The sequence below is a fragment of the Loktanella sp. SALINAS62 genome, from assembly GCF_018263905.1.
Taxonomy (GTDB): domain Bacteria; phylum Pseudomonadota; class Alphaproteobacteria; order Rhodobacterales; family Rhodobacteraceae; genus Loktanella.
This window is the reverse complement of sequence record NZ_JAAFZU010000042.1, coordinates 25,172-43,504: the sequence shown is the minus strand read 5'-3', so window position 1 is coordinate 43,504 and position 18,333 is coordinate 25,172. Positions and strand designations below refer to the sequence as shown.

At 59.9% G+C, this 18,333-nt stretch carries 19 protein-coding genes and 2 pseudogenes; 10 read left to right on the top strand and 11 right to left on the bottom strand.

Annotated elements, in window-relative coordinates; genetic code table 11:
- From GZH79_RS19075 to urtE, 3 genes and pseudogenes are all read left to right on the top strand, one after another.
- A pseudogene (locus GZH79_RS19075) lies at positions 1–410 on the top strand (urea ABC transporter permease subunit UrtC); the annotation flags it as partial.
- Complete coding sequence (gene urtD, locus GZH79_RS13745) at positions 407–1,138, top strand: urea ABC transporter ATP-binding protein UrtD (protein WP_211644352.1); 732 nt, start codon at positions 407–409, stop codon at positions 1,136–1,138. The pseudogene GZH79_RS19075 and the gene urtD, both read left to right, overlap by 4 nt.
- A gap of 2 nt (positions 1,139–1,140) precedes the next feature.
- Positions 1,141–1,836, top strand: coding sequence for an urea ABC transporter ATP-binding subunit UrtE (urtE, locus tag GZH79_RS13740; protein ID WP_211644351.1), 696 nt, complete (start codon positions 1,141–1,143; stop codon positions 1,834–1,836).
- Positions 1,837–1,890: 54 nt separating this feature from the next.
- Here urtE and GZH79_RS13735 read toward each other — a convergent pair whose 3' ends face one another.
- A complete protein-coding gene (locus tag GZH79_RS13735) occupies positions 1,891–2,322 on the bottom strand; it encodes an SgcJ/EcaC family oxidoreductase (protein ID WP_349291205.1) in 432 nt (143 codons plus the stop codon).
- A gap of 450 nt (positions 2,323–2,772) precedes the next feature.
- On the opposite strand from GZH79_RS13735, the gene GZH79_RS13730 reads away from it, so the two are divergent.
- Positions 2,773–3,165 (top strand): DUF2177 family protein, encoded by a 393-nt coding sequence (locus GZH79_RS13730; RefSeq protein ID WP_249219195.1) that lies wholly within the window; start codon positions 2,773–2,775, stop codon positions 3,163–3,165.
- Positions 3,166–3,295: 130 nt separating this feature from the next.
- On the opposite strand, the gene GZH79_RS13725 is transcribed toward GZH79_RS13730, so the two are convergent.
- Genes GZH79_RS13725 through GZH79_RS13715 form a run of 3 tightly spaced genes read right to left on the bottom strand, consistent with a single transcriptional unit; the run spans position 3,296 to position 5,516 of the window.
- Complete coding sequence (locus GZH79_RS13725) at positions 3,296–4,753, bottom strand: DUF305 domain-containing protein (RefSeq protein ID WP_211644349.1); 1,458 nt, start codon at positions 4,751–4,753, stop codon at positions 3,296–3,298.
- A 29-nt stretch (positions 4,754–4,782) separates the two neighbouring features.
- Positions 4,783–5,082, bottom strand: coding sequence for a DUF6522 family protein (locus GZH79_RS13720; protein ID WP_211644348.1), 300 nt, complete (start codon positions 5,080–5,082; stop codon positions 4,783–4,785).
- Positions 5,079–5,516 (bottom strand): Rrf2 family transcriptional regulator, encoded by a 438-nt coding sequence (locus tag GZH79_RS13715; protein WP_211644347.1) that lies wholly within the window; start codon positions 5,514–5,516, stop codon positions 5,079–5,081. The genes GZH79_RS13720 and GZH79_RS13715 overlap by 4 nt, the downstream gene beginning before the upstream one ends.
- Before the next feature lie 799 nt (positions 5,517–6,315).
- Here GZH79_RS13715 and GZH79_RS13710 point away from each other — a divergent pair.
- The 3 genes from GZH79_RS13710 (at position 6,316) to GZH79_RS13700 (ending at position 9,335) form a co-directional block, all read left to right on the top strand.
- Positions 6,316–7,086, top strand: a complete 771-nt coding sequence (locus tag GZH79_RS13710; protein ID WP_211644346.1) for a class I SAM-dependent methyltransferase — start codon at positions 6,316–6,318, stop codon at positions 7,084–7,086.
- 25 nt (positions 7,087–7,111) lie between these two features.
- Complete coding sequence (locus tag GZH79_RS13705) at positions 7,112–7,801, top strand: GNAT family N-acyltransferase (RefSeq protein WP_211644345.1); 690 nt, start codon at positions 7,112–7,114, stop codon at positions 7,799–7,801.
- A 130-nt stretch (positions 7,802–7,931) separates the two neighbouring features.
- Positions 7,932–9,335 (top strand): HAMP domain-containing sensor histidine kinase, encoded by a 1,404-nt coding sequence (locus GZH79_RS13700; RefSeq protein ID WP_211644344.1) that lies wholly within the window; start codon positions 7,932–7,934, stop codon positions 9,333–9,335.
- A gap of 93 nt (positions 9,336–9,428) precedes the next feature.
- Here the strand turns inward: GZH79_RS13700 and glyA are convergent, their stop codons facing one another.
- Positions 9,429–10,724 carry a serine hydroxymethyltransferase gene (glyA, locus tag GZH79_RS13695; protein ID WP_211644343.1) on the bottom strand — a complete coding sequence of 432 codons (1,296 nt, stop codon included), beginning with the start codon at positions 10,722–10,724 and terminating at the stop codon, positions 9,429–9,431.
- A 165-nt stretch (positions 10,725–10,889) separates the two neighbouring features.
- On the opposite strand from glyA, the gene GZH79_RS13690 reads away from it, so the two are divergent.
- Complete coding sequence (locus tag GZH79_RS13690; protein ID WP_211644342.1) at positions 10,890–11,654, top strand: NAD kinase; 765 nt, start codon at positions 10,890–10,892, stop codon at positions 11,652–11,654.
- Here the strand turns inward: GZH79_RS13690 and GZH79_RS13685 are convergent.
- The 6 genes from GZH79_RS13685 to GZH79_RS13660 form a co-directional block, all read right to left on the bottom strand.
- Positions 11,651–12,124: a CIA30 family protein gene (locus tag GZH79_RS13685; RefSeq protein ID WP_211644341.1), complete on the bottom strand. Its 474-nt coding sequence runs from the start codon at positions 12,122–12,124 to the stop codon at positions 11,651–11,653. The genes GZH79_RS13690 and GZH79_RS13685 overlap by 4 nt on opposite strands.
- Positions 12,125–12,239: 115 nt before the next feature.
- Positions 12,240–14,129, bottom strand: a complete 1,890-nt coding sequence (locus GZH79_RS13680; protein WP_211644340.1) for a propionyl-CoA synthetase — start codon at positions 14,127–14,129, stop codon at positions 12,240–12,242.
- Between the two features lie 170 nt (positions 14,130–14,299).
- On the bottom strand, positions 14,300–16,579 hold the full coding sequence (locus GZH79_RS13675) for an NADP-dependent malic enzyme (protein WP_211644339.1): 2,280 nt from the start codon (positions 16,577–16,579) through the stop codon (positions 14,300–14,302).
- Between the two features lie 69 nt (positions 16,580–16,648).
- Complete coding sequence (locus GZH79_RS13670; protein WP_211644338.1) at positions 16,649–16,870, bottom strand: DUF3072 domain-containing protein; 222 nt, start codon at positions 16,868–16,870, stop codon at positions 16,649–16,651.
- A 161-nt stretch (positions 16,871–17,031) separates the two neighbouring features.
- The gene (locus GZH79_RS13665; RefSeq protein ID WP_211644337.1) at positions 17,032–17,211 is read right to left on the bottom strand and encodes a DUF3072 domain-containing protein; all 180 of its coding nucleotides are present in this window, start codon (positions 17,209–17,211) and stop codon (positions 17,032–17,034) included.
- 12 nt (positions 17,212–17,223) lie between these two features.
- Positions 17,224–17,436, bottom strand: a complete 213-nt coding sequence (locus GZH79_RS13660) for a DUF3072 domain-containing protein (RefSeq protein ID WP_211644336.1) — start codon at positions 17,434–17,436, stop codon at positions 17,224–17,226.
- Positions 17,437–17,555: 119 nt separating this feature from the next.
- Here GZH79_RS13660 and GZH79_RS13655 point away from each other — a divergent pair, with 119 nt between their 5' ends.
- Both GZH79_RS13655 and GZH79_RS19070 read left to right on the top strand, forming a co-directional pair.
- Positions 17,556–17,960, top strand: a complete 405-nt coding sequence (locus GZH79_RS13655) for a cytidine deaminase (RefSeq protein WP_211644335.1) — start codon at positions 17,556–17,558, stop codon at positions 17,958–17,960.
- A gap of 3 nt (positions 17,961–17,963) precedes the next feature.
- Positions 17,964–18,333 (top strand): annotated as a pseudogene (locus GZH79_RS19070) (thymidine phosphorylase); the annotation flags it as partial.

The window sequence follows — 18,333 nt, the reverse complement described above, 5'->3', positions numbered from 1 at the left end:
CCCTGACCGCCATTGTCACCGGCATCGCGGGTGCGCTGTATTATCCGCAGGCCGGCATCATCAACCCCGGAGAGATCGCGCCGATCGCGTCGATCTATCTGGCGGTGTGGGTCGCCATCGGTGGTCGCGGTCGCCTGTATGGGGCGGCCATCGGTGCGATTGCAGTATCGCTGGTATCTAACTGGTTCACCTCTGGCGGCGCGCCTGACATCGACCTTGGCATCTACGAGATTCGCTGGACCGAATGGTGGCTGGTGCTGCTGGGCGTCAGCTTTGTGTGCGTGACGCTGTTTGCGCCCAAGGGTCTTGGCGGTCTGGTGGATCTGTGGACCGACCGCCGCCGCGCCGACAGGCAAGGCGACTATGGCCCCGACAAAGGCGCGAAACGCGACGTGGAGGGCAACCAATGACCTTGTTGGAAGTCGACGGTATCTCTGTCTCTTTTGACGGCTTTCGGGCCATCAATGGCCTGTCGTTCGTCATCGGAGAGCCGGAGCTGCGGGCGATTATCGGACCCAACGGCGCGGGCAAGACCACGTTCATGGACATCGTCACCGGCAAGACCCGCCCCGACACAGGCAAGGTATTGTGGGGTGACGACAACCTTAACCTCGTGGGGCGGTCGGAATCAGACATCGCGCGGGCGGGGATTGGGCGAAAGTTCCAAAAGCCCACGGTATTCGAAGATCAAACCGTGCGCGAAAACCTTGCGATGGCGCTGAAGGACCGGCGTGGCCCCTTTGCAGTGCTATTCAGTGACGGCGGCAGCACCGAACGGATCATGACGGTCGCCAAAGAGGTGGGGCTGGAACGACAGATCGACCTCTCTGCCGGAACGCTCAGCCACGGCCAGAAGCAATGGCTGGAAATCGGGATGCTGCTGGCGCAAGAACCGCGGCTTTTGCTGGTGGACGAGCCCGCTGCCGGGATGACGCCCGCCGAACGTGAACACACGACCAATCTGCTGAGACGGCTGGCAACCCGTCATGCCGTCGTCGTGGTCGAACACGATATGGAATTCGTGCGCCGTCTGAACTGCCGGGTGACCGTGCTGCACGAAGGTCGGGTTCTGGCCGAGGGCAGCCTTGACCACGTCACGCAAAATCAAGACGTCATCGACGTCTATCTGGGGCGATAGCCATGTTGGAAGTCCGTAATCTGACGCTGCGCTACGGCCAGAGCGAGGTGCTCCACGGGATCGACCTGACCGCCAAGGTGGGTGAGGTCACAGCCGTCATGGGCATGAGCGGCGTGGGCAAGACGTCGTTGATCAAAGCGATCGCCGGTCGACATCCGTTCAGGGGCGGCACGATTACATTGGACGGTGTCGATCTGGGCCACCCGACCGCCGCGCAGGCCGCGCGGGCCGGGATAGCCTACGTGCCACAGGGCCGCGAAATTTTTCCGCGTCTGAGTGTCACGGAAAACATCGAAACCGCGTTCGCGTGCCTGCCACGATCCGAACATCGCATACCGGATCGCATCTACGAGCTTTTCCCAGTCTTGGCCGAAATGCGCAATCGCCGGGGGGGTGATCTGTCTGGCGGACAACAACAACAGCTCGCCATTGCCCGCGCCCTTGTAACCCGTCCACGGGTTCTGCTGCTTGATGAGCCGACGGAAGGCATACAACCGTCCATCATCAAAGATATTGGCCGCGTTATTGCCGCTTTGCGCGCAGAGGGCGAAATGGCGTTGATCTTGGTCGAACAGTTCTTTGAATTCGCAGTGTCGTCTGCGGACGAGATTTTCGCCCTACGCGGCGGAAAAGTCGTGCTTCACGAACGCGCCTTAACCATGGATCGGAAAAAACTGCTCCACGAAATCTCGATATAACCCAACCAGTATTGCAGGCGCGCAATGGCTCAAACGGGCGCTATTTGGAAAGCGCTACTCTTTATCCCGATAGTCGACGGCTGACATTTTCCCGTTGCGGAAGACATTGGTTTCCATGCCCGGGTTGATGTCGGTGTTCTGTGCAGCGCACACGATCCAGCCAGTGGAAGAGCGTTCTGCCACGAAGATCATGATGCCAAGGCGATCCCCCAAAGCCTCATCAGCCTTGTCGCGTTGTCCGCTCAGTTTCCAGCGGGTATGAACAATGGCGATATCCTCGCTCATCTGGCGCAGTTTGACGCGCCGTGCCGAGATCGTGCTGTTGCGAAAAAACGTCGTAAGCCCGTAGTGATGGGCGCGTTCGATATCCGCGCGATTGTGCCACCAAAGGCCCACCACGTTCACGAAATCCGCATCCTCTGAAAAGAGAGCCGCCAGCGCGTGGGCGTCTTTCCGGTTCCAAGCGTCTTGGAAAAGTCGGGGAATGTCATCTGGCGTTTCAGCTAAAGTCAGGGGGCACCACCGGGGTCAAAGTGTCATCATTTGGGACGTCTTTGACTGAAATGATACCCGAAAACTGGGCGCTGATGTAAGCGCCGTTTCGCAGTCTATTGATCGTCACGACAAATGAGATCGCAGATGCGTGGACATCACTCACGTCCCGATGCGTCGTGCGGTTCTTTATCTTGTGGGCCCGCAAGGCGTGGCATCAGCTGAAACACCAGGTCAAGCAGATCGATGTCCGAATATGGTGGTGGATTGCAACTGAACAGGTTCGACTGAACTGCCGCTAGCCGGCATGCGGACCCGCACTAAAATGCCTGCCGCGACTCGGTTACAGATCAACGGTCGCCCGGCAATCGATCTGTTCCGGGCTGCCTACTATTCATGATCATTTGCGCTACCTCGACATTATTGTTCAAGGAAGGAAACCAAATGATCCTTTACGCCATGACTGCAGTCATGTTCCTTGCCATCGATGCTGTCATGCTCAGCTTTGTCATGAAGCCGATCTTTTCACGTCATCTGGGTGACGCCATGCGGGACAGCCCGATGCTGGCGCCAGCCGGTCTATTCTACTTGGCATATGTTGCCGGCCTCGTTTTCCTTGTGTCAATACCGGCCTTGCGGGATGCCGCACCCGGACGCGCGGCGCTACACGGCGCGATCATCGGGGCGATGGCTTACGGCACTTACGAGTTCACCTCGATGTCGATCATGAAGGACTGGTCCTGGCAGATGGTGGTCACCGACACAATCTGGGGTGCCGTCCTGACAGGCTTTTGTGCATGGGCCGGCGTCGCCCTCATGCTGCGCTTTCAGAGCTGACGCCAGCACGCCAATCCGGTTCTGGTCACCGGTCCCGGCACGCGCCTGTTCCGCAACCCGGAACAATGCTGCTTGCCTTTAGCGGCCAGCGAACGGCGCCGGATGCAAGCCAACGCCGCCCATTGAAACATCAGCCGTCCGGCGTATCGACGCCGCGTTCGCGCAGCCAGGCGCGCATCGCCGCGAGCTCTGCTTGCTGTTCTGCGATGATGTGCCGGGCAAGGTCCATGTTTTCAGGATCGGACCCGGCGGCCAACTGAATACGGGCCATGTCGATCGCGCCCTGGTGGTGCGGAATCATCCCAAGCACAAAAGCGACGTCAGGGTCTTCATGGCGCAGCCCTGCCATCATCTCGTCGTGCATACCCATCATTGACCGGGCGTAGGCGGCCGTGGCCGTCGCGGCATCGATCCGCAAGGGCGCGTCCGATGCCATCGGTGCCTCTGTCACACTGACAAGGGCCTGCGGCCCATGCGGATGCTCTTCCGAGTAGGAATGCGTCGCCATGTCGGACTGTTCGGCGTTGATCTCTGCCATGGTCCGCGTATCGGTGCCGTAAAAGACGGCATGTAGCCCCCAGTAGGCGGTGCCGAAGATCAGCAGCGCTGCGGCAAGCCCGACAGGCACACCGATCAAGGCGCCCCTGATCCAGCCCCAGAAATGCAATTCGCGGGTTTGGTCGACGGCGATGACGATAATGATTGCCATGATCAACGCGTGACCGATCAGGTCGACCCGGCCAAAGGGGTAGACCGCCGTAATGAAGATGACCAGAAGTGCAATCGCCGACAGCCTGCGGACCAATGGTGTCGCCAGCAGCCCGAAACCCATCGTAAACTCTGCCACGCCGGCCATGGGTATGAAAATGTCGCGCGGCAACCCGAACGTCAGGAAGGGCCGTTCTTCTACCAAGGGGAAAAACCATTCCGGATAGGCGAATTTTTCAAGGCTCGACCACATCAGCGCGATGGCCACGCCCCAGCGCAGCACCTCAAAGCGGTGTTTGCGCCAGTTGGGCCGGTCCGACGCTTCGAGCACCAGATAGGCGGACACGGCCACGCCAAGCGCCAGATAGTCCAGCAGATGGAACGGGTCGTAGTCGCGCAACGCCAGCACCCACAGGAATATGATACCGGCGGCCGACAGGGGCATCGTCCGGCGCGACACGACGCCAATGGCAATCAAAAGCTGGACCCAGCTGACCCATTCGGCAGGGGTCTGAAGATCGGGCGTCAGGTAGACACCGCCGACCGAAAAGATCGCGACGAAAAAGCCTGCGATGATGATGCGGACAAAATCGTCCAGCCGCAGCCACAGCGGCAATGCAACCCGGTCCATCCTGTCGAGCGTCAACTCTCCTGCCGCACTGCGCTCAAAGAGACGCGTCGCAATAAAGAAGACAAGAACAAGCGCGATCCCGCTCCAGAACCAGCTATTGGTCAGCGTGTACGTGACGGGCGCGGGTGCGGCATCGACGATGTAGGGCGCGAACCATTTGACGTGCGCAGAGGCTGATGCAGGTGCCACAATGGCGGCAAGCACAAGCAGGGCGCCAAACCCGGTCGCGCGGCAGGAAGATCGAAGCATTGAAATCTCCTTTCGAAAGAAACGGATCGTCAGCTTTTGTCGGTGAGAGTGGAGAGGTCGATCGGACCCGTGGTCGGCGGGTGAGACGGAAAAGTCGACCGCGACAGGATCGTGCCTGCCTCGTCTACGACAAGACGCAGGGCGCGCCCACCGAAATAAAAAGTCAGTCGCCAGCGCCCGGCGTCGTCGTCGACGCCAGTTTCGCACCGGCTGGTGATATCTCCTGCCCGCATTCTTGCGGGAACATCTGCGGCAGGTATACCAAAGGCGTTTCCGATGATCCCTGCATCGACAACAAAACCGTCGGTGGAAATCGAGACATCGTTCATGACGCAACCCCTGCTGCAGCGCGGACCGGAATTTGGGCCGGCAGCGCGATATCCGCGAGGGTCGAACGGTCGAGTTCAGCCAAAAACGTCTTTTCCGCAGCCTGAAGTTTGCCCTTCAGTCGGCAGACCGGAAACACCGAGCAGACCCCATCCGCAGCGAAACATTCCACAAGAGACTGATCGTGCTCAAGCAGCCGAACGATTTCGCCCAAACCGATCTCTGCCGCATCGCGGGCAAGCATCGCACCGCCGCCCGTTCCCCGGCGTGTCGCCACGATACCGTGCCGTGCAAGCCGCTGGATGATCTTTGTCAGATGGTGTCGGGACACGCCGAACTCATCCGCAATCTCTGCTGTCGAAAAAGCGCGATCCGGCGCGCTCGCCATCCGCATCAGGGCACGGAGCCCGAAATCGGTGAAGCTGGTCAGGCGCATGACGCGGTCTCACTCATAATAAGTATTTGCATTACCTATTATGCCATGTTCTTCCGGACTGCAATGATCAAGCACCAATCGTATAAGAAATTGGCCTGCTACGGTCGCCGACGGATGACTGAACAGCTGTAGGAGATCTATGTCGTTCCCAACGTTCGTGTCATTCGGGTCAACGGGGATCGGTGGGAATCGTCATCCATGCGGACAGACTGAGTTGCCTGTGACGGGGCCACATTGTCGTTGTCATAGGTTTCAAGTCCCAGAAAATGCGCGACGAGGTCCAGAGCAGCCGGGTCGTCGTAAATCACAAATCGCCTCATGACGGCTCCACCTTGTTTCCGCGTCTTTGATTCGTCCCTCATGGTCAAAAAATGCGGTTTGAATGTGTCGGTCATGCGGGATTTGGCCCCCGATTTTGGCCAAAACGCGATTGTGGTGTCGCATTTTTGCAGCGGCAGACCAGACCCGTAGCAGGCTCCCGGTCGCGTGTGAAAAGTTGATCCGGCAGCTCTTAATCACCGATGTCAGTCGCACTGCGCCCACGCAATTTCAGGTTGTTTTGTTAACTTTTGTGGGGCTTCTGCAATTTCCGGTGGTGGTACACGCCATGCGTGTCTGGGCCTGAGGGGCTGTGAAGCGGCGGACCAGTGATTAGGCCAACAATGGAAACAGTGCTGCCATAATTCTGCTATTGTTTCCAAAATCGCTTGTAATGCAAAATCTGTGAGTTAACGTCCTGTTAATACATACGCTTGTTCAGCAAGCCGTCCTTTGCCAACCCAAGGATTACTGCTTTCCCATGTCCATACGCGCACGTGCCGAAAGGCATCTAACCGTGGATCACGCCGGATCTGCTGTGGCCGATCAGTCGGTAAAAGCCGACTGGAGCGCCTATGCTGCGGCCTATGATCTACTGTCCAAACACAACCCAGAGTATCAAAAGATACTTTCCGACTTTGAGTTGTTCCTGTCGCAAATTACGTCACCTCAGGTGATTTATGACATTGGCGGCGGCACTGGAAATTACACGCAGATTGCCGCCCGCGTCTGTCCTGACAGCAATGTCTGTCTTGCCGAACCCGATCCGGGGATGATTGCAGCCGCGCGTGCCAAATTAGCCGCATTCGACAACATCAGATATGAAAACCGCGCGCTGGAAGACATCGATGCGCCGGGCACAGCCGATTTGATCGTCTGCGTTCACGCGCTTTACGCCATGACGGCGCCGGAACAGCGCCTGACCGATCTGCGGCGGCTGTTGCGCCCGGGTGGGGTGCTGTATCTGGTTGATCTTGGGCGCCTGATGGATGTGACCGACTGGCGCAGTTATCTTTTTTCACATTTGAAAAAAGAGCACGGGCTTGCGGGTGCGTTGCGGATTTTCTGGCAGGGCCGCGAAATCGCCAAGCAGAATACGGTCATCCGCCGCGCGCAGAAAAAAGGCGTCTACTGGACCCACTCTGACGCAGAGATTGCGGCGGCTGCGACGGCAGCAGGACTGGAAATCATCCGTCAGGACACGGTTTACCGTGGTTACAGCGATCTTTTGATCTGCCGCGCGCTGCCATGATCAACGGACAAGGGCAGGGGCGATCATGAACCAGCAAGTTATCGATGCGCTCAAACATTCCCGCTACAGATTGCTGACGGACAACGAAGGGTTGGAAGACGTTTATCGCCTGCGTTACAACTGTTACCACGCCGAAGGATCGATTGCCGACAACGAACGTTGCATCATGTCCGACGCATTTGACGAAACGGAAAACTGTATCCATGTCGCGGTCGAGATGGACGGAGAGATTTTGGCATCCGTGCGTCTGCACGTGATGTCAAAGCTTTGCGCGACATCGCCGACATTGGACGTGTTTCCCGAAATCGCGGATCATCTGGCACGCGAAGAAACAGTGCTGGATTCCACCCGCTTTGTGATTGACCCCATGGCCCGCAAGCAGCGTGTCCCGCTGCATTTTCTGGCCCTGCGCATCCCGTTTCTTGCAACGATGTTCTACGACATCGATCTGGCGCTCGCCCCGGTACGGGCAGAGCATACGGCATTCTATCGCCGTTACCTTGGTTACGAGTTGGCACTGAAACCCCGCAGCTATCCGGGTTTGAAAAAGCCGGTTCATCTGCTGACCGCAAAGGTACGCGAACAGCGCGCTGCAGTTCTGGCACGCACCCCGGTTTTCGGACCGGTGGATGATGTTCCGCAGTCCAATATCGCCTTTCCAAAACTGACCGGGGTTTATGCCAGACCCAAATCAGGCCGGCCCGACGCGGCCTAGGCCAGCCGCAAGTGTCAGATAGCTCTGCCTTAGATTGTGCCAATAAAAGTCACATCGCGCCTGACGTGTGATTTAATTTCAACATATTCTGGACATAGAGGTAAAGAAAAGCATAACGGCAGCAATTGGTATGACGGACTTGAACACGACTTGGGCGAACCCGGCCGACTGGTTCAACCCTGTGGGTCGCGAACAGCGGATCAAGGATTACGTCGACCTTGCCAATCAGCTTGCCTGGAAACGGCAAGCCAGCTTTTTTGCTGCGGCGGTTCTATCGGGATTTTACTTCGACGCTATTTCGATCTTTGCGTCCTATGGCATCGTCGTCCTGACCGAGCTTTTCGACATCTTCCTGACGCGCCGGTCCAAATCCTGGGATGGTCGTGATCCCGTCATCGGTCGATTGATCCTGAAACGAATTGCCATCAACACTGTCCTGAGTGCGGTCGCGATTTGTGTGTTCATCGTCAACATCGCTGTGCAGCAGCAATCGGGCGGGCATTTCACCCCGCTATTCTTTCTGTTCTCGGCGTCAGTCTTTGCTGCGATGTACAACAGTCAGATGATCGGCATCTTGCTGCTACGCCTTTCGATTTACGGATTGGCCTTTGTTTACATCGCGTTTCTGGACGTGCTGCGCTATTCGCCTCCGCTCAGCTCTCCGATCTGGTTAGAGTTTTTCACAATCATCTTCGTGCTGTATTTCATCATCGATATCGCCATCAAATTCTATCGTACGTCTCAGGATCGGCTTGAACAGATGGCGCTTCTCAAGAACGAAAACCAGCGCACAAAAGCCGCATTAGAGGTCAAATCGCAGTTCTTGGCGACCGTCAGCCACGAATTGCGGACACCGCTGACGTCGATCATCGGGTCGTTGGAACTGGTCAAAAGTGACAAGCTTGGCATGATGCCTGCCACGCTCAAGCCGATCATCAGCATTGCGGCCCGGAATGCGCAGCGTCTTGCCACCCTGATCGAAGACTTGCTTGATCTGCAAAAACTTGATGCGGACGAAATGGTGTTCCAGTTCAAACCGCTGGATGTGAATGATCTGGTGGCAGAAGCCGTCGAAAGCAGCGCAGGCTATGCCAGCAAGCTTGGCATTGATGTCAAAACCGTTTTCTGCGCGGGGGATTGCAGGGTTCTGGGGGATCGAAACCGCTTGATTCAGGTCATGAATAATCTGCTGTCGAATGCACTGAAATTCTCTGACGTGGGCGGTGACGCGGTGACAGTGCGTGTCGACAACTTGGATGACCGGATACGCATTGCGGTTCAGGACAAAGGATTGGGCATTCCGGACGACGCACAGGACAGGGTGTTCGGCAGGTTTAGCCAAGTCGATTCGTCTGATGTCCGAAAGGTGGGTGGCACCGGGCTAGGTCTTCACATCACCAAGCAGATCGTCGCGCGGCACAACGCCGATATCGATTATGTCAGCGAACTGGGCGTCGGGTCTACGTTCTACATCGAATTTGACCGGCTGATGGATTGCGATGGCATTGCGTCGAACCAAAGCGCCGTGGCCTGATTACTGCCGTTTCAGCCTCAGGCCTTGGCTGTGACAAAAACGGGCCGCCGCATCGCTGCGGCAGCCCGTCTGATGTCGCGCAATCGGAACCGGTTACAGGTTCGGATAGATCGGGAACTTGTCGCACATTGCTTCGACTTCGGCGGCGACGCGCGCTTCTGTTTCGCCGTTGCCGTCCTCACCGTTGGCGGCCAGCCCGTCGACGACCTGCCCGATCCAGCGGCCAATCTGGCGGAATTCTTCTTCGGTAAATCCCCGCGTCGTACCTGCGGGCGAGCCTAGGCGAATGCCGGACGTGATCGTGGGCTTTTCGGTGTCGAACGGGATACCGTTCTTGTTGCATGTGATATGCGCGCGGCCCAAAGCGGCCTCTGTTGCATTGCCCTTGACGCCCTTGGGGCGCAGGTCAACCAGCATCAGATGCGTGTCGGTGCCGCCGGTCACGATGTCCAGCCCGCCCTTCATCAGCTCGTCGGCCAGCGCCTGTGCGTTGGCGATGACCTGTCGCTGATAATCCTTGAAACCGGGACGCAGCGCTTCGCCGAATGCAACGGCCTTACCTGCGATCACATGCATCAGCGGACCACCCTGAAGCCCCGGGAAAATGGCAGAATTCACCTTTTTCGCAATTTCGGCATCATCGGTCACAATCATGCCGCCGCGCGGGCCGCGCAGGGTCTTGTGTGTCGTCGTGGTGGCGACATGCGCATGCGGGAACGGCGACGGGTACAGGCCAGCGGCAACCAGACCTGCGAAATGCGCCATATCTACCAACAGATACGCACCCACACTGTCCGCGATCGCGCGCATCTTTTCAAAATCGATGATGCGCGGAATGGCGGACCCACCGGCGATGATCATCTTTGGCTGGTGTTCGCCCGCCAGATCCGCGACCTGATCATAATCCAGTTCCAGATCCTGTTGGCGCACACCGTATTGAATGGCGTTGAACCATTTGCCGGACTGGTTTGGACGCGCGCCGTGGGTCAGGTGGCCGCCCGCATCCAGCGACATGCCCAGAATGGTGTCGCCCGGTTGCAGCAGCGCCAGAAACACGCCCTGGTTCGCCTGGCTTCCGGAATTGGGCTGCACGTTGGCAAAATCGCAGCCGAACAACTGCTTGGCGCGGTCGATGGCCAGATTTTCGGCCACATCCACGTGTTCGCAGCCGCCGTAATAGCGACGGCCCGGATAGCCTTCGGCGTATTTGTTCGTCATCACGCCGCCCTGCGCTTCCATGACGGCGGCGCTGACAATGTTTTCCGATGCGATCAGCTCGATTTCCTTGCGCTGACGCTTCAGTTCCGCCTGCATGGCGACGTGCAGGTCGGGGTCGCGGCTTTCAAGTGTTTCGGTGAAAAAGCCGTCGTCGCGGTGAGAGGCATTCATTGTCGTATCCTTTCGCACGGGGGGCCAACAGACCCATTGACGCCCTCATAATCCATCACGGCGTCTGTCTAAAGCACCAATTCGCCGCAGCAGGATGCGTCTGCGACTTGCAATCGCCTGTGCAACCGGAAACCATGCCTTGGCTGACGTTTTTATAGGACCGCCATGCCGTATCGTTCCATTGCCTTTGTTGCCAGCCGCGCCCCCAGCGCCCAAGAGGCGCTGACCGTGCTGGGCGCACGCCACGGCAACGTGCCGCAGCATCTGGCCGATGTGATCGTGGCACTGGGCGGCGACGGGTTCATGTTGCAGACCTTGCACGAAACACAGAATATCGGTGCGCCCGTCTACGGCATGAACCGGGGCACCGTCGGCTTCTTGATGAATGCCTACGGAGACGATGATCTGTTGGCACGCCTCGATAACGCCGAACAAGAGGTCATCAACCCGCTGGTGATGAACGCGCTTGCGGTCGACGGGTCCATGCACGAAGCACTCGCCATCAACGAGGTCAGCCTGCTGCGCGCGGGCGCACAGGCCGCCAAGCTGCGGATCACTGTGGATGGCCGTGTGCGCATGCCGGAACTGGTCTGTGACGGCGCACTGGTTGCCACGCCCGCCGGGTCCACCGCCTACAATTATTCGGCGCACGGCCCGATCCTGCCGATCGGTTCCGGCGTGCTGGCGCTGACTGCGATGGCGGCCTTTCGCCCCCGGCGCTGGCGCGGGGCCTTGCTGCCGAAATCCGCCGTGGTCCGGTTTGATGTGCTGGACGCCACCAAGCGCCCCGTGATGGCCGATGCCGACGGCCAGTCGGTGCGCAACGTCGTCAGCGTTGAAATCCGGTCCGAACCCGACATCTGCCACCGCATCCTGTTCGACCCCGGTCACGGACTAGAGGAACGTCTGCTGCGCGAACAGTTCGTTTAGACGACTGAAATCGCCGCGATATCCAGTTTTGCCGTGTAGTCCGCGCCATAGGCCACGATCCCGATCGACCGCACGTCGGCGGGCGTCACGGGTGCGGTCAGCCCGTCGCTGTTCGGCGCGAAATCGGCCAGCGGCAAAACCACCTCGGTCAAGTCGGGTGGCGCCACGAACCCGGCGGCAAAATAGTTCCAGGGGCGTTCAGACCGGATCGTTCGCAGATGCACCCTATAGGATTCACCATTGCCGCGCACCGTCAGGATCAGCCGCGTCGCGTCCGCAGGCAGCCCTGCCACATCGCGCCGGATCTGGATGAAACCGCCGTTGTTGGCGGTGCTGACCGTGCCGCGCAGCGCGGCATAGGTCCGCCCGTCCGCGGCGTGAAAATCCACGTGTCCTTCGGATCGGCCGCCCATCACCTGATCGGAAATGAACCGCCACTTGCCGCTTTGACCGAAATCCAGCTGCTTCACAGCTCTCCCTTTCGCCAAATCAATTCCCCTGACACGGGGCGATATCCCTGCATCATCTTGCCAAAAATACCTCCGGGGGGGCGGCGCCAGCCGCGGGGGCAGCGCCCCCACGCCATCAGCGGCCGTAGCCCAGCGGCTTCAGGCTTTCGCGGATTTCATCCAGAATGGCCGGGTCGTCGATCGTCGCGGGCATCTTGAAATCCGCGCCGTCCGCGATCGATACCATCGTGCGGCGCAGGATCTTGCCGGACCGCGTCTTGGGCAGACGATTGACCACCGCGACCAGCTTGAAAGCCGCGACCGGGCCGATGCTGTCGCGCACCATCCTGACGCAATCGGCGACGATCTCTGCATCCGACCGCGCTGTGCCCTTGTTGGTGCAGACAAAACCCATGGGTAACTGCCCCTTCAGGTCGTCGTGCACGCCGATCACGGCGCATTCTGCCACGTCAGGGTGGTTGGCAAGTATTTCTTCCATCGCGCCCGTCGACAGCCGATGGCCCGCCACGTTGATCACGTCGTCTGTGCGCGCCATCACGTACAGATAGCCGTCTTCGTCGATCAATCCCGCATCGCCGGTTTCGTAAAATCCCGGAAAGTTTGTCAGATAGCTTTTCACGAACCGGTCTTCGGCCTGCCACAGGGTGGGCAGCGTGCCGGGGGGCAGGGGCAGCTTGATTGCGATGGACCCCAGTTCGCCTGTGGGCATTTCGGTGCCATCGTCGGCCAGAATCCGGATGTCGTAGCCCGGCATCGGCACGGTCGGACTGCCGATCTTGACCGGCAATGCCTCTATTCCTGCGGGGTTGCCGACCATCGGCCAGCCGCTTTCGGTCTGCCACCAGTGATCATAGACCGGCACCTGCATGACGTCCTGCGCCCAGATGATCGTATCGGGGTCCGCCCGTTCGCCCGCCAGATACAGCGCGCGCAAGCTGGAAATGTCATAGTCCTTGATCAGCGCGCCCTTGGGGTCTTCGCGCTTGATCGCGCGGAACGCCGTGGGCGCGGTAAAAAAGCTGCGGACCTTGTGATCCTGAATGACCCGCCAGAAGGTGCCCGCATCGGGCGTACCAACGGGCTTGCCTTCAAACACGACGGTGGTGTTGCCAGCGATCAGCGGCGCGTAGCAGATATAGCTGTGCCCCACGACCCAGCCCACGTCGGACGCGGCCCAGAACACCTCTCCGGGGTTGACGTTGTAGAAATTCTTCATCGTCCAGTGCAGTGCCACCAGATGTCCCGCCGTGGGACGAACCACCCCTTTGGGGGCGCCGGTGGTGCCGGATGTATACAGCACATACGCCGGGTGATCGCCCGAGACCGGCACGCAATCTGCAGGGGTGACGCCGTCCTGCACCGCATGCCAGTCGAAATCGAAACCGTCGGTCAGGTCGCAGGGCTGCTGGTCGCGTTGCAGCACAATGGTGAAATCCGGTTTGTGGCTGGCTTGCGCGATAGCACCGTCAAGCAGCGGTTTATAGGCGACGACGCGGTTCGGTTCCAGACCGCAGGACGCGGCGATGATCGCCTTGGGCGTGGCATCGTTGATCCGCACCGCCAATTCGTTGGCGGCAAACCCGCCAAAAACAACCGAATGGATTGCGCCGATCCGCGTGCAGGCCAGCATGGCGACAATCGCTTCGGGTACCATCGGCATATAGATGATGACCCGGTCGCCCACGCCGACCCCTTTGTCCCGCAGCGCGCCTGCCAGCGCCGCCGTCTGGTCGCGCAGGTCGTGATAGGTGACGTAGCGCACCGTATCGGTGATCGGGCTGTCGTAGATGATGGCGTTCTGTGCGCCGCGCCCGTTTTCGACATGGCGGTCCACGGCGTTGTAGCAGGTGTTGACCTGCGCGTCGGTGAACCATTCATAAAGCGGCGCGCGGCTGTCGTTCAGGGCGTGGGTCGGGGGTACGACCCAGTCGATCGCTTTTGCCTGTTCCATCCAGAAGCCTTCGGGGTCGTCCTGCCAGCTTTTGTAAATATCGGCGTAGCGCATCGTGTCCTCCCAAACCTTGCCGGTCTTGGATAGGCACTGGCATGGCGTCGGGCAAGCCATGTCGCGCCCGCCCGGCGCAGCGTGTGAAATAATTGACAGTGGGCCGTCCGGTGGACGGCTTGGAGGCTCTGCCCCCAAACCCCCGGGATATTTACGGCAAGAAGAAGGGGCTAGCCGTAGTGCGCGACCGGTGTGCCGGCGATGGCCGACATGTTCAGCAAGCCACGCGTCGTGATCGACGGGGTGACGATATGCGCGCGGTTGCCCATGCCCATCAGGATCGGTCCGACCTCTAGCCCCTGGGCGCGGATTTTCAGAATGTTGCGCACGGCACTGGCGGCATCGGCATTGGCAAAGACAAGGCAGTTGGCGGCCCCGTCCAGCCGTGACCCCGGAAAGATGTGATCGCGCAGCGTCGTATCCAAGGCGCTGTCGAGATGCATCTCGCCTTCGTATGCGAAATCGCGCGGCGCGGCATCCAGCAGGTTCAACGCGGCCCGCATCCGGCGGCCAGAGTTGCTGTCAAGGTTTCCGAACTGGCTGTGTGAACACAGCGCGATCTTGGGTTCGATCCCGAACCTGCGGATATGACGTGCCGCGGAAATCACCGTTTCCGCGATCTGTTCGGGCGTCGGTTCTTCGTGGACCTGTGTATCCGCGATGAACAGGCTGTCGTTTTCCAAGATCATCAGCGATAGCGCCGCGACCGGGTGCAGACCGCCATTCCCAAGGATCTGTTCGATGTAATTCTTGTGCCACAGGAACTGGCCAAAGGTGCCGCAGATCATGCTGTCGGCCTCGTCGCGGTGGACCATGACGGCGGCGATGGCGGTGGTATTGGTCCGCATCACCGCCTTTGCCAGATCGGGTGTCACGCCGCGCCGCGCCATGATGTCGTGGTAGGTGCCCCAGTAGTCGCGGTAGCGCGGATCGCTTTCGGGGTTCACGATCTTGAAATCCACGTCCGGGCGGATATCCAGCCCGGCCCGTTCGCAGCGCGCGGCGATCACATCTGGCCGTCCAATCAGGATTGGCACGTCGGTGGTTTCTTCCATGACGGCCTGTGCGGCGCGCAGTACGCGTTCGTCTTCGCCTTCGGCAAAGACGATGCGGCGGGCGGCACCGCGCGCCGCTTCGAACACCGGGCGCATGATGAACGCGGATTTGAACACGCTGGCGTCCAGTTTCGCCTTGTAGGCTGCCAGATCCGCAATCGGGCGCTGGGCCACGCCGGTGTCGCCTGCGGCCTTGGCCACGGCGCTGGCGACCACGCCCATCAGGCGCGGATCGAACGGTTTGGGGATCAGGTAATCCGGGCCAAAGGTCAGTTGTTCACCCTGATAGGCTGCTGCCGCTTCGGCGCTGGTGGTCGCGCGGGCCATGGCGGCGATGCCTTCGATGCAGGCGATTTTCATTTCGTCGTTGATGGTCGTGGCCCCGGCATCCAGCGCCCCGCGAAAAATGAACGGAAAGCACAGCACATTGTTGACCTGATTGGGAAAATCAGACCGGCCTGTGGCGATGATCGCGCGTGGGTTCGCTTCGCGCGCGGCAGCGGGGTCGATTTCGGGGTGCGGGTTCGCCAGCGCAAAGATGATCGGCGTATCGGCCATGGTGCGGACCATATCGGGTGTCAGAACACCCGGACCCGACAGGCCCAGAAACAGATCGGCCCCCGCGATCACATCTGCCAGGGCGCGTGGTGCGCTGCCTTGGGCATAGGCGGCTTTCTGTGGGGTCATGTCGTCGGTGCGGCCCGCGTAAACCAGCCCCTGAAGGTCACAAAGATAAACGTTTTCGCGTTTCACCCCCAGCTTCAAAAGCATGTTCAGACAGGCGATACCGGCCGCCCCACCGCCGGTTGACACCACCTTGATGTCTTCGAAATCCTTGCCCGCGATTTTCAGCGCGTTGGTGACGCCAGCACCCACGACGATGGCCGTGCCGTGCTGATCGTCGTGAAAGACCGGGATGTTCATGCGCTGGCGGCAGATCTCTTCGACGATAAAGCAATCGGGTGCCTTGATGTCTTCGAGGTTGATCGCGCCGAATGTCGGTTCCAGCGCGCAGACCAGTTCGGCCAGCTTTTCCGGGTCGCTTTCGTTCAGTTCGATATCGAAGCAATCGATGCCTGCGAATTTCTTGAACAGGACGGCTTTGCCTTCCATGACGGGTTTGGACGCCAGCGCCCCGATGTTGCCCAGCCCCAGAACCGCAGTGCCGTTGGTCACGACCCCGACCAGGTTGCCGCGCGTCGTGTAATCGCGCGCCGTGTCCGGGTCTGCCTTGATCTCCAGACAGGCCTCTGCCACGCCCGGCGAATAGGCCCGCGACAGGTCACGCCCGTTGGCCAGCGGTTTCGTTGCACGGATTTCCAGCTTACCAGGACGGGGGAACTGGTGGTAATCCAGCGCCGCGCGCCGCGTGTTTTCGGAATTGTCGGTGCTCATGGCGCGGCCTTTCGTATAGGTTCAGCCGCACCGATAATGCTTTTGCGGGTCAGGGGGAAGCTACGTAAATCACCGACCGCGCCCGGTTTTTTCCTGCAAGGCTTCGATTTGCTTTGATGCATCGGCCTTTGTCATGTCGGGATCGAACGGCTCTTGCGCTTCTTCCGACAAGGTCTTGAGATAGCTGGCCTGCGCACCGGTCATCGCCTCGTCGCCGGTGACCCAATCATCAACGGGTTTGTCGGCATTGCCGGGGGCATCTTGTTTGGGGGTGTTGGTGTTGTCTGTCATCACGCTTCTCCAGATGTGTGTTCCTGTAATGTTCTGAATTGCGATTCGGTTCCATTTTGTCATGGGAACGTGATCTGGCCAGGGTGACAGCGTGACATCCGGCGCGGGTTTTACGCGGCCGCGCCGGAACGAATTTTGAAAATGGTGTTGCAGGTCAGCGTTTAGCGGTCATCCGGTACCTCGGTGCCGTCAACGTCCTGGCTAAGCCGTTCAATCAGCTCATCCGCTTTGGCGCTGGACATCTGGTCATCAAAGGGATGACCGGTCTTTTCGCACAGGTCCTGCAGGATCGCGGCCTGTTCGCCGTCCATCTTGTGATTATCTGCGGTCATGTTCGCCATGGCTGCGTCCCCTTACAGATTCTGGTCTTCGTTGGTTTGCTTGCGCAGCTCTTCTATCCGCGCGACGGCCTGACTTTGTGTCAGGCTGGCATCGAACGGTTCGCCCGCCGCTTCGCACATGACGCGCAGCATATCGGCCTGATCGGATGTCATCGGCGCGTCTGCGTCGCTGGGCGTATGGGCGGCATCGGTTTCAAGAACGGGTTTTGCGGTGGGGGGGATCATGCGGACTCTCCTGTCATTCATCATGATAACGCGGTGCGTAGGGCGGTGGTTCCGCAGCGGCCGCCCTTGCATCCCGGTCCCTTGCCCGGCAAGGTCATGCCAACGAACGGAGCCATCCCATGCCAGACCCCGACGACCTGATCGCCGCCGCAACCAAAGTCAGGCTGCGGGCGCACGCGCCTTATTCGCAATTTCAGGTCGGGGCCGCGATCCGCGGGGAATCCGGTGCGCTGCATATCGGCTGTAACGTCGAAAACGTGGCCTACCCCGAAGGCACCTGTGCCGAAGCGGGGGCCATTGCCGCGATGATCGCGGGCGGTGATACGCGCATCAGCGCCATTGCCGTGATCGCGGACAGCCCGCGCCCCGTCAGCCCCTGCGGTGGGTGCCGCCAGAAAATCGCTGAATTTGCAGACGGCGACACGCCGGTCACGCTGGCGACCACGGACGGCCACGTGCAGCACACCACCGTTGCGGCCCTGTTGCCCGGTGCGTTCGATCAAGATTACATGACCAAGGGCTAAACCATGGACGTGCGCGCCCTGATTGCCCGGGTCCGCGACGGCGACACGCCGCGCGATGCAGACCTGACCGCATTCGCCGCAGGCTTGGCCGATGGCCGCGTCAGCGACGCGCAGGCCGGGGCGTTTGCCATGGCTGTCTGTCTGCGGGGCCTGTCCGAACAGGGTCGGATCGCATTGACGCGGGGCATGCGCGACAGTGGCCGTACGCTGGACTGGGACCTGCCGGGTGCTGTCGTTGACAAACATTCCACCGGCGGCGTGGGCGACTGCGTATCGCTGGTATTGGCCCCGATGCTGGCGGCCTGCGGTGTCTACGTCCCGATGATCTCTGGCCGGGGGCTTGGCCATACCGGCGGCACGCTTGATAAACTCG

Excerpts from the sequence above, each read along its gene's own strand:
- GZH79_RS13675 (WP_211644339.1), bottom strand. The coding sequence starts at position 16,579 with ATGAGCACCGACAATTCCGAAAACACGCGGCGCGCGGCGCTGGATTAC.
- urtD (WP_211644352.1), top strand. The coding sequence starts at position 407 with ATGACCTTGTTGGAAGTCGACGGTATCTCTGTCTCTTTTGACGGCTTT.
- GZH79_RS13665 (WP_211644337.1), bottom strand. The coding sequence starts at position 17,211 with ATGGCGAACATGACCGCAGATAATCACAAGATGGACGGCGAACAGGCC.
- GZH79_RS13720 (WP_211644348.1), bottom strand. The coding sequence starts at position 5,082 with ATGAACGATGTCTCGATTTCCACCGACGGTTTTGTTGTCGATGCAGGG.
- GZH79_RS13690 (WP_211644342.1), top strand. The coding sequence starts at position 10,890 with ATGCCGTATCGTTCCATTGCCTTTGTTGCCAGCCGCGCCCCCAGCGCC.
- GZH79_RS13730 (WP_249219195.1), top strand. The coding sequence starts at position 2,773 with ATGATCCTTTACGCCATGACTGCAGTCATGTTCCTTGCCATCGATGCT.
- GZH79_RS13655 (WP_211644335.1), top strand. The coding sequence starts at position 17,556 with ATGCCAGACCCCGACGACCTGATCGCCGCCGCAACCAAAGTCAGGCTG.
- urtE (WP_211644351.1), top strand. The coding sequence starts at position 1,141 with ATGTTGGAAGTCCGTAATCTGACGCTGCGCTACGGCCAGAGCGAGGTG.
- GZH79_RS13660 (WP_211644336.1), bottom strand. The coding sequence starts at position 17,436 with ATGATCCCCCCCACCGCAAAACCCGTTCTTGAAACCGATGCCGCCCAT.
- glyA (WP_211644343.1), bottom strand. The coding sequence starts at position 10,724 with ATGAATGCCTCTCACCGCGACGACGGCTTTTTCACCGAAACACTTGAA.
- GZH79_RS13700 (WP_211644344.1), top strand. The coding sequence starts at position 7,932 with ATGACGGACTTGAACACGACTTGGGCGAACCCGGCCGACTGGTTCAAC.
- GZH79_RS13670 (WP_211644338.1), bottom strand. The coding sequence starts at position 16,870 with ATGACAGACAACACCAACACCCCCAAACAAGATGCCCCCGGCAATGCC.
- GZH79_RS13680 (WP_211644340.1), bottom strand. The coding sequence starts at position 14,129 with ATGCGCTACGCCGATATTTACAAAAGCTGGCAGGACGACCCCGAAGGC.
- GZH79_RS13705 (WP_211644345.1), top strand. The coding sequence starts at position 7,112 with ATGAACCAGCAAGTTATCGATGCGCTCAAACATTCCCGCTACAGATTG.
- GZH79_RS13725 (WP_211644349.1), bottom strand. The coding sequence starts at position 4,753 with ATGCTTCGATCTTCCTGCCGCGCGACCGGGTTTGGCGCCCTGCTTGTG.
- GZH79_RS13710 (WP_211644346.1), top strand. The coding sequence starts at position 6,316 with ATGTCCATACGCGCACGTGCCGAAAGGCATCTAACCGTGGATCACGCC.
- GZH79_RS13715 (WP_211644347.1), bottom strand. The coding sequence starts at position 5,516 with ATGCGCCTGACCAGCTTCACCGATTTCGGGCTCCGTGCCCTGATGCGG.